This window comes from Flavobacterium sp., assembly GCF_043779715.1.
GTDB lineage: Bacteria > Bacteroidota > Bacteroidia > Flavobacteriales > Flavobacteriaceae > Flavobacterium.
The window spans coordinates 1-8,073 of the sequence record NZ_JAYWDT010000114.1 but is presented as its reverse complement, the minus strand read 5'-3'; the positions used below and the strand labels follow the sequence as shown (position 1 = coordinate 8,073).

7 protein-coding genes and 1 pseudogene are annotated in these 8,073 nt (G+C 31.9%); 4 read left to right on the top strand and 4 right to left on the bottom strand.

Annotated features, from left to right (window positions below; translation table 11 throughout):
• Positions 1 to 781, top strand: a 781-nt coding sequence (locus tag ACH2BG_RS06065; RefSeq protein ID WP_395046822.1) for an ATP-binding protein, incomplete at its 5' end; no start/stop codon positions are given.
• A 9-nt stretch (positions 782 to 790) separates the two neighbouring features.
• On the opposite strand, the gene ACH2BG_RS06060 is transcribed toward ACH2BG_RS06065, so the two are convergent.
• The 4 genes from ACH2BG_RS06060 to htpG form a co-directional block, all read right to left on the bottom strand.
• Positions 791 to 1,957, bottom strand: coding sequence for a DUF1501 domain-containing protein (locus ACH2BG_RS06060; protein WP_395046821.1), 1,167 nt, complete (start codon positions 1,955 to 1,957; stop codon positions 791 to 793).
• A 10-nt stretch (positions 1,958 to 1,967) separates the two neighbouring features.
• Entirely contained in the window at positions 1,968 to 3,353 is a 1,386-nt protein-coding gene (locus tag ACH2BG_RS06055; protein WP_395046820.1) for a DUF1800 domain-containing protein, read from the bottom strand.
• A gap of 16 nt (positions 3,354 to 3,369) precedes the next feature.
• Positions 3,370 to 4,176 carry a hypothetical protein gene (locus tag ACH2BG_RS06050; protein ID WP_395046819.1) on the bottom strand — a complete coding sequence of 269 codons (807 nt, stop codon included), beginning with the start codon at positions 4,174 to 4,176 and terminating at the stop codon, positions 3,370 to 3,372.
• 127 nt (positions 4,177 to 4,303) lie between these two features.
• Positions 4,304 to 6,202, bottom strand: coding sequence for a molecular chaperone HtpG (htpG, locus tag ACH2BG_RS06045; protein ID WP_395046818.1), 1,899 nt, complete (start codon positions 6,200 to 6,202; stop codon positions 4,304 to 4,306).
• Positions 6,203 to 6,377: 175 nt separating this feature from the next.
• Here htpG and ACH2BG_RS06040 point away from each other — a divergent pair, with 175 nt between their 5' ends.
• The 3 genes and pseudogenes from ACH2BG_RS06040 to ACH2BG_RS06030 all read left to right on the top strand — a co-directional run.
• The gene (locus ACH2BG_RS06040) at positions 6,378 to 6,857 is read left to right on the top strand and encodes a lipocalin family protein (RefSeq protein WP_395046817.1); all 480 of its coding nucleotides are present in this window, start codon (positions 6,378 to 6,380) and stop codon (positions 6,855 to 6,857) included.
• Positions 6,858 to 6,868: 11 nt separating this feature from the next.
• Positions 6,869 to 7,564 (top strand): OmpA family protein, encoded by a 696-nt coding sequence (locus tag ACH2BG_RS06035; RefSeq protein ID WP_395046816.1) that lies wholly within the window; start codon positions 6,869 to 6,871, stop codon positions 7,562 to 7,564.
• Between the two features lie 173 nt (positions 7,565 to 7,737).
• Positions 7,738 to 8,073, top strand: a pseudogene (locus ACH2BG_RS06030) (TetR/AcrR family transcriptional regulator); the annotation flags it as partial.

Here is an 8,073-nt window from a genome sequence, read left to right as displayed (position 1 = left end):
TTTAGACAAAACGAAATTATCCCAAATATTTAGTAATCTGATTAGTAATGCTATAAAATTTACAGATCATGGTAAAGTAGAATTCATAGTAAAAGTGTTAAATGAAGAAAATGAATTTGACACAATATTATTTAAAATTACAGATACGGGAGAAGGAATTTCAGAAAATGACATATCAGAAATATTTGTTAGCTTCTCCCAAATTAAGCCGATAATGACTAGAAAACAAGGCGGAACGGGTCTTGGATTAGCTATTGTAAAAAGATTAATAGAATTGCACAATAGTGAAATTAAAGTAAAGAGTAAAGTAAGAGAAGGTTCTGAGTTTTATTTTGAACTTAAAGTAAGAAAAGTATCTCAAGAAATAATTACAACAAAAACTAATTCCTATCAACTAAAAAACAAGCTAGCATTACTTGCTGAAGACACCCCAATGAATGCTTTGCTTATGAAAAAATTACTATCCAATTGGGGTATAATTACAGATCATGCCTTAAATGGAAAAGAAGCATTTAAATTAGCCCAACAAAAAAAATATGATTTTATCCTAATGGATATTCATATGCCGGAAATGAATGGTTTTGAAGCTACAAAACTTATTCGATCTAACAAAAATCTAAATAACAATACGCCAATATTTGCTGTAACTGCTGATGTGATGACAAAAGAAGATAAAGAAAACTCGAATTTGTTTAATGGTATTCTTTGGAAACCTTTAGAAATAGAAAAACTATTTTCAGCCTTAGCTAAAGAAATTGAAGTAAAAGATAATGACTTTTAGTTTCTCTTTTTAAAACAAACCTTCTATTTTTTTATTTTGAATGCCAATTTTTGTAGCATCAAAATTTAATTTATTTTCCAATAACGAAGCATATACACTTCTAAAATCAACTTCATGTTTTAAATCTCCATTATCTAAATCAGAAAGATTCGGATTGTTTTCCATTACTTTTCCCGTATTGTTTCCGCCAATAATAAACATAGGCGCAGCCGTTCCGTGATCGGTTCCTTTGCCATTGTCTTTTACGCGACGGCCAAATTCTGAAAAAATCACAATAGTTACATTTTGTATGAGTTTAGCATTCTTTAAATCGGTATAAAAACTAAAAATCGCATCGTTAAGTTCTGTCAATTTATTATTGTGAATGGCCAATTGATTGTCGTGTGTGTCAAATCCTCCGAGTGAAGTATAATATACTTTCGAGTTCAAATTTCCTTTTACTAATCTTGCAATCCATTCTAAATTTTTAGACAATCCAGTTTTTGGATAACTCACTTCCGATGTAGATTTTGCTAATGCTTTCTGAATTTCGTCGGAGCCTTCTGTAACTGAGTTGGCTATTTTTCGTACAAAGTCCAATTGAGGATTAGTCGACAATTGAACTGAATCATCGTTTTCATTATTGGTCTTAAATCGATTCGGGTCTTTTACTGTAATCGAATTAGGTTCTTGTCCTTTTAGTGCTAAATTATCTATCGAATCTAGATTAATTCCAGCTGTTGGCTGATGTTCTTTGCATTGTAAATCTAAATAACGCCCTAGCCAGCCATCATCTAAATACTGGTTATAAGCCGAGCCTGTTTGCCAAATTTCTTGACTTCGAAAATGGGAACGAATAGGTTCAGGATAACCCACATTTTGAATCACAGCCAAATCACCGTTTTGTTGCATTGTTGCAAAACTTTTTAGAGCAGGATGAAAAGCCATTCCTTGTGTAGTACTAATGACTTCATTTTTTGATAAAGCTATCTTTGGGCGCAAATCATAATACAAAGGATTCTGGAACGGGATAAAAGTATTTAAGCCATCGTTTCCACCATTTAATTGTACAAAAACCAAACATTGTTCTCCAATAACTAGATTTTGTTGAGAACCAAAAGCAAACAAAAAATCGGGTAACAACAAAGCACCGCCAGTAAAAGTTCCTGTAAGCGAGAGAAAGTTTCTTCTGTTCATGATTTTAGTATTAAATAAGTTGGTATTCAGGAGTTTTTACCATGGCATTAAACAATCGCAAGACTGCATTTTCAGAACCTTCTGTGTTAGAATCGAAATCGTACTTTAGTATTTTTTCGAAATCTTTTTGAGTGTTTTCATCAGTTTCAAATAATAATCGGTCTTTTAGTTCAGCAATGATTTGTTTGTTGTTTCCACTTTTATTCCAATCCAGTTTAATGTTTGTTTTTTGAAATTGTACTTTATTGTCTTTTTCTTCACCATTAAACATTTTTCTATTAATAGTTCTACCACTACAAAACAAATCGGCAACATTATTTCGTTGCAAATACACTTGCGAGGTGAGCCAAGAATTACCGCCAACCCAACCTTTTACATTGGGTTGATTAAATAAATCCATTCCTTGTTCTCGAAGAAATAAAACTAATATTTTTGGATTTTCTAATTCGATATGTAATTCTGAAATAAGTTGTAAGCTATATTCTAACGGATTCTTAATTTTTGAACCTGCTGTTTTTTTAGTAAATTCTTCGGTAAAAATTTTGGTTAACAAAGGTTTTATTTCGAAGTTCATTTTCTTAAAATAATCACCATAATAAGTAATTAATTCAGTTGATGGATTGTCATAAATAAACCATTTCAGGATTTTTCGTGTAATAAAATAAGGAACATTTTTTTGTTCGAAAATAATATCTACTAAATCATCGGCTTTAAATTTCCCTGTTTTTCCTAAATAAGTGATGGTATCATTGTCTTCGAAAATGGGACGGTATTGCGCTTCATTTTCGCCAATTCCCAAACCCGCTAATGCTTTTGCTCCATTTTTAATATCACTTTCGGTATAATTTCCAATTCCAAGGGTAAATAATTCTAATAATTCTCGACTTAAATTCTCATTTAGTTTGTCTTTTCGGTTATCTACATTGTCAAGATAACGAACCATGGCATTGCTTTTTAAAACTTTTTTAGTGAGTTCCTTAAAATTGCCAAAAGCATTTTCTCGCAATAATTGATTGTGCTGAAAAACCCAATAATTCACCTTCACTTTCTGATAAGTAGAAACAAAATGATTGTGCCAGAAGCAGGTCATTTTTTCTTGAAGCGGAAACTCATTGGTCATCATTTTCTTAATCCACCATGCTTTCATTTCATTAGAAACTTGCACCTCTTTTTTAAGCATTTCTTTTGCGCTCTCGGGATCAGATTTTATTTTTTGACGAATGTTACGTAACTCTGTAAACGATTTTGGACTATTGTCTAAAAAAGCAGGAACTTGAGAATCGTATTTTGCCTGAAATGATTTTTCTAAGAATTTTTGCAAACCCAAACTCGCGATAGTTTGAGCTTGCTTGTTAGAAAATCCCAATCGCAAAGACCAGAGAGTGTTATTGTTCATAATGAAAAGTTTGAAATTAGTGTCTTCCTCGTCTTGAAACTTTTACTGCTTTTACATTACCACGCTTGTTTTTGTGAACTACCGCTGTTCCTCGACGACTTTTAATAACAAGTGTAGAAGAGTGTCTTCTAGGTGCATATACTTTTCTCGCTACAACTACGCGACGAACTGACGTTTTGTGATAGTACACACGATGAGGTGCACATCTTTTATAAAAAATATGATGATGATGTGTTTTCCAAGGTTTCCACCATCTTGGATAAAATCCCCAACGGTGTGGCGAAATCCAAACGACATATCTTGGAGAGTAAATAAAACGAACACTTGGCCAAAACCAAACATTTACCATAACATTAGTTGTAATAATCTCTGGCATAGCTGAGCCAGATTTAGACTTGCCTATCGAATCTTGAGTGTCAAAAGGCTCGACAATAGTATTTTCGGCATACAATTCGTTATCACCATCTATTTGTAGTGTTGCTTCTTCGTTTCCGGTTTTTTCGATACCAATTGTTGCGATGTCTTGTTTTTCATTTTCACTCAAATATGTACTTAAAATAATTACGTGTGTATCGTTTTCTTTAATGTCATCTACATTTATATAATCGGTGTTGCCATCGTTATTCAAATCGAGATTGTTTACGTTGTTGTTTTCTTCATTAATAAGTTTCTCGAATTCTTCTAACGAAGTAGATTTTTTAAAAATGGCTAGAGCGCCTTCTAAACTAAAATTATCACCAGTAAATTCTGGGATGTCATTTTCTTGAGAGAAACCTAATGTAATTCCTAGAAACACAAATAGGATAGTGGTTATTTTTTTCATAATCTTAATAGTTTATAAGTAAGACTATGAAGTTATAAAAAGGTTTAATTTTTGATAAAAAAAGCCTGTAAGTTCTCACTCACAGGCTTATTTAAAATAAATGATTAAACAAATAACTAAATAAACATTATTTTATCAATTCAAAACTTCTCTTTACAAAAGCAGTTAACTCTTCTCCTTTTAAAAGGTTTTGTGACAATTTTGCCAAATCTAAAGCTTGTTTTACCAAGTTTTCTTGTGCCGATTTGTCTTTGTTATTTAAAATTGAAGTAGCTAAATCAGAATTTGTATTTACTACTAAATTGTACATCTCTGGCATATGACTCATGCCAAACATACTACCACCGCCAGACTGACTCATTTCTTTCATACGGCGCATAAATTCTGGTTGTGTGATGATAAATGGTGAAGCATTGCTGTCTAAAGCTTCCAGTTGTACTGAATATGCTTTGGGAATAAATGATTCTAAAGATGTTTTTAGACTTTCTTTTTCTTCATCAGATAATTTAGAAATCGTAGTTTCTTCTTTCTTAATCAAATTATCAATATGATCTGAATCGACACGAACGAAAGTTATATCTTGATTGTCACTTTCAATTTTTTGAATCAAATGTGAGATAATTGGAGAATCTAATAACAAAACCTCATAACCTTTGTCTTTTGCAATTTCGATATAAGAATGCTGTGCTTCTTTATTTCCTGCGTATAAAACAACTAATTTTCCGTCTTTATTGGTTTGGTTTTCCTTTAAGTTTTCTTTTATTTCATCTAAAGTAAAATATTTACCATCGACCGTTGGATACAAAACAAAAGCACCTGCTTTTTCGTAAAATTTCTCTTCCGAAAGCATTCCATATTCTAAAACGATTTTTATATCATTCCATTTTTGTTCGAAATCTTCACGATTTTCTGTGAATAGAGCTTTTAGCTTATCGGCAACTTTACGAGTAATATAGTTCGATATTTTCTTCACCGCGCCATCTGCTTGTAATCCCGAACGAGAAACATTTAACGGAATATCTGGAGAATCGACCACACCACGAAGCATCATTAAAAATTCGGGAACAATTCCTTCTACATTATCGGTCACATAAACCTGATTTTGATACAACTGAATTTTATCTTTCTGAATTTGTAAATCTGAACCCAATTTTGGGAAATACAAGATTCCAGTTAGGTTGAAAGGATAATCTACATTCAAATGAATATGAAACAAAGGCTCCTCGAACTGCATTGGATAAACCTCACGGTAAAAATCTTTGTAATCAGCATCGGTCAAATCCGTTGGTTGCTTTGTCCAAGCTGGATTCGGATTGTTAATGATATTATCAGCTTCTACTTCTGTAAAAATATTTTCTTTGTCTTCTGTTTCAACAAAATCACCTTTCTTTTGTTCTATTTTTTCTGTTCTAGTTCCAAATTTAATCGGAATAGGCATAAATTTATTATACTTATTTAATAGACCAGAAATTTTAGAATCTTCTAGAAACTCTAAAGAATCTTCGGCAATGTGCAGGATGATTTCGGTTCCACGAGTGGTTTTTTCAGCAGTTTCTAAAGTAAATTCAGGACTTCCGTCGCAAGTCCAATGCGCAGCAGGTTCGTCTTTGTATGATTTTGTAATAATTTCAACTTTTTCCGCAACCATAAATGCAGAATAAAAACCAAGACCAAAATGACCAATGATTCCTGAATCTTTCGCAGAATCTTTGTATTTGTCTAAAAACTCTTCAGCCCCAGAAAATGCCACTTGATTGATGTATTTTTCTACTTCATCAGCAGTCATTCCTAGACCTTGGTCTATAATATGAATTTTTTTAGCTTCCTTATCGATTTTAATTTCAATAATGGGAGAACCGTATTCAACTTTGGCTTCACCAATGCTTGTAAGGTGTTTTAGTTTTAAAGTGGCGTCGGTTCCGTTAGAAATTAATTCACGCAAGAAAATTTCGTGATCGCTGTATAGGAATTTCTTGATTAAGGGAAATATGTTTTCTACCGAAACATTAATTTTTCCTGTTGTCATAATATTTAGATTTTTATTGTTAAATTTATAATTGATTTTTTGTCAAATAAAGTGCCAAAACAATAAAAATGACAAATTGACGTGGTCGTAATTTTACAAATAAATAAAGGAATTTTACAATCTTTGTCGGATTATTATTCATAAATTTGTTCCTATTAAATTATCTAATCTAAATATGAAAAAACTAATTTTATTTTTCGCATTAGCTTTAGTAGCTAGTTCTTGTAAAACTCCCGCTCCCGCGGCTGCAACAAATGTTGACAGGAAATCTCAAGTGGCTATCAAGGGAAATTGGACAATCGCATCTGTAACTTATTCAGGTTCGGATGTGTTTAAAATCACTTCTTTCGATTTGGCTGACTCAAAATGTTTCGAAGGTAGTACGTGGAAATTTATTTCAAACAATGATTCGGGTGATATGGCTTTAACACAAGCTAATTGCACGACTTTCGCTTCGAAAATTAAATGGTATGTAAACAAAGACGGACAATTTGTATTAAAGTTTTTGGCTGAAGGTGTAAAAGCTAAAAAAATGCAACAAGGTTACATTCTTACGGTTGCTGATCAAACTGCTGAATCATTCAAACTGATTGATAAAATAAACATTGGTGGCAAAATGACGAATATCGTTTATCAATTTAAAAAATCAAACTAAAAACTACAAATATGAAAAAGTCTATTATATACATACTTTCGCTTTCGTTTCTTTTAGGAACTGTTTTATCAGGTTGCGAGTCAGTAAAAAACACAAATAAAACCCAACGTGGAGCCGCAATTGGCGCAGTTGGAGGTGCAATACTAGGTGGTGTTTTAGGGAACAACATCGGAAAAGGTGGTAACGGCGCTTTAGGTGCTGTTTTAGGTGGTGTTATTGGTGGTGTTGCCGGTGGTGTTATTGGTAACAAAATGGATAAACAAGCCAGAAAAATATCAGAAACTTTGCCTGGTGCAAAAGTAGAAAGAGTTGGAGAAGGAATCAAACTGACTTTGGGTGAAAATTCAATTCGTTTCGATACTAATAAATCAACATTAACATCTACAGCCAAAGCAAATTTAGATAAATTAGTGCCAGTTTTTAATGAATATCCAGATACAGATATTCAAATATATGGTTATACAGATAGTTCAGGAGCCGATGATTATAATTTGAAATTATCTCAACAAAGAGCCGCTTCTGTAAAATCGTATTTGTCAGGAAAAGGATTGGCAAATTCTCGTTTTAATACTTCAGGACTTGGAGAAGCAGATCCTATTGCATCTAACGAAACAGCTGAAGGAAAATCTCAAAATCGTCGTGTAGAGTTTGCAATTACTGCAAATGACAAGATGGTAAATGACGCTAAAAAAGAATCTGGTAACTAATCTTTTTATCACAATATTTTAGAAGCTGTTTCTCATGAAACAGCTTTTTTTTATTTCATTTTTTTTGAAAAATATTTAACATAAATTTTGTTTAGCTTTTTCAATTCATAGTTAGACAATAACTATCTTTGTGTAAGATATTTAATCAAATGATTATGGCAACTGCAAAAAAAATGGAATCAAAAAAAGATATAATTGATGATAATAAAATCATTAGTTTATATATGAATGATGTTTTAGAGAACAATCATAATACAAAAAATGTATATGTTTTTTGTAAAAACAACGCTATCGAAGAATCGGATTTTTATTCGTTTTTTGGTTCTCTCGATGCTATAAAACAATCTATTTGGACTAAGTTTTTTGAAAATACAATTTCTACTCTCCAAAAAGATGAGAATTATGCTAATTATCCTGATAAGAATAAATTATTGTCCTTGTATTTTACATTATTTGAAGTATTAACTTTAAACAGAAGTTACGTGGTTTATTCTTTACTAGAAAACAAA

What these genes read in the sequence shown, in the direction of transcription:
- ACH2BG_RS06035 (WP_395046816.1), top strand. Translation starts at nt 6,869, where the DNA reads ATGAAAAAGTCTATTATATACATACTTTCGCTTTCGTTTCTTTTAGGA.
- ACH2BG_RS06055 (WP_395046820.1), bottom strand. Translation starts at nt 3,353, where the DNA reads ATGAACAATAACACTCTCTGGTCTTTGCGATTGGGATTTTCTAACAAG.
- ACH2BG_RS06050 (WP_395046819.1), bottom strand. Translation starts at nt 4,176, where the DNA reads ATGAAAAAAATAACCACTATCCTATTTGTGTTTCTAGGAATTACATTA.
- htpG (WP_395046818.1), bottom strand. Translation starts at nt 6,202, where the DNA reads ATGACAACAGGAAAAATTAATGTTTCGGTAGAAAACATATTTCCCTTA.
- ACH2BG_RS06040 (WP_395046817.1), top strand. Translation starts at nt 6,378, where the DNA reads ATGAAAAAACTAATTTTATTTTTCGCATTAGCTTTAGTAGCTAGTTCT.
- ACH2BG_RS06060 (WP_395046821.1), bottom strand. Translation starts at nt 1,957, where the DNA reads ATGAACAGAAGAAACTTTCTCTCGCTTACAGGAACTTTTACTGGCGGT.